Origin of the sequence: Pseudomonas sp. CK-NBRI-02, assembly GCF_008124495.1 — a bacterium.
GTDB lineage: Bacteria > Pseudomonadota > Gammaproteobacteria > Pseudomonadales > Pseudomonadaceae > Aquipseudomonas > Aquipseudomonas guariconensis.
In genome coordinates, this window is sequence record NZ_VSJH01000013.1 from 1 (window position 1) to 1535 (window position 1535).

A 1535-nucleotide genomic window follows, 5' to 3' on the forward strand; every position below is an offset into this window, starting at 1 on the left:
CTGCTGGGTGTGGTCGGCGGTGACCTGAGCCTCAACACCCTGGTGGACATCATCAACGCCGTGGACTTCGGCGGCATCGGCCACGCCTTCCTCGCCGATCGCAACGGCCAGGTCATCGTCAGCCCCGACAAGGACCAGTTGATGAAGAACCTCAAGGACATCTACCCCGAGGCCGCCTTGAAGGTCGAGCCAGGCATGCAGGACGTCACCCTCAACGGCCAGGATCGGATCATCTCCTTCGCTCCGGTCGAAGGCCTGCCTTCGGCGCAGTGGTACATCGGTCTGTCCATCGACAAAGACAAAGCCTACGCCGCACTGAGCCAGTTCCGTACTTCGGCGATCATCGCCATGCTCATCGCCGTGGCTGCCATCGCCGGCCTGCTTGGCCTGCTCATCCCGGTGCTGATGCGTCCGCTGACCACCATGGGCCGCGCCATGCAGGACATCGCCGAAGGCGAAGGCGACCTGACCCGCCGCCTGGCGGTGCAGCACAAGGACGAGTTCGGCGAGCTGGCCACGTCGTTCAACCGCTTCGTCGAGCGCATCCACGCCTCGATCAGCGAGGTGTCCTCGGCCACCCGCCTGGTGCATGACCTGTCGGAGAAGGTGGTTCACGCCTCCAATGCTTCGATCATCGGCTCCGAGGAGCAGAGCATGCGCACCAACAGCGTCGCCGCGGCGATCAACCAGCTGGGCGCAGCCACCCAGGAAATCGCCCGCAATGCCGCCGACGCCTCGCAACACGCCAGCGGCGCCAGCGAGCAGGCCAACGACGGGCGTCAGGTGGTGGACGATGCGATCAACGCCATGACCGCGCTTTCGCAGAAGATCAGCGAGTCGTGCGAGCAGATCGAGACGCTCAACGCCAGCACCGACGAGATCGGCAAGATCCTCGACGTGATCAAGGGCATTTCCCAGCAGACCAACCTGTTGGCGCTCAACGCCGCCATCGAGGCCGCCCGTGCTGGCGAGGCCGGGCGCGGTTTCGCCGTGGTGGCCGATGAAGTGCGCAACCTGGCCCACCGCACCCAGGAGTCGGCCGAAGAGATCCACCGCATGATCACCAGCCTGCAGGTGGGCTCGCGCGAGGCGGTGTACACCATGAACGAAAGCCAGGTGTCCAGCGAACAGACCGTGCAGGTGGCCAACCAGGCGGGTGAACGCCTGGCCAGCGTGACCCAGCGCATCGGCGAGATCGACGGCATGAACCAGTCGGTGGCCACCGCCACCGAGGAGCAGAGCGCAGTGGTCGAGAGCCTGAACCTGGACATCACCCAGATCAACAGCCTCAACCAGCAAGGGGTAGAGAACCTCAACGAAACCCTGCGCCATTGCGATGCCCTGAGCCAGCAGGCGGGGCGGTTGAAGCAACTGGTGGGCAGCTTCAGGATCTGAGGCGGGTCCTTCGCGGGTAGACCCGCTCCCACAGGTATCGCGCCGTTCTCAGGCTCGGCGCAGTACCCGTGGGAGCCGGCGGCAGCCCTGGGGGCCGCAGGGATCAGAATGTCTTGCTGACCGCAGCCACCACCGTGGCC

Annotated in this window: 1 protein-coding gene; it reads left to right on the forward strand. The window is 65.4% G+C overall.

Annotated elements, in window-relative coordinates; translation table 11 throughout:
• On the forward strand, positions 1-1395 hold a 1395-nt coding region (gene mcpA, locus DQ397_RS10995; protein ID WP_148921545.1), incomplete at its 5' end, for a methyl-accepting chemotaxis protein McpA.
• Positions 1396-1535: the final 140 nt, after the last annotated feature.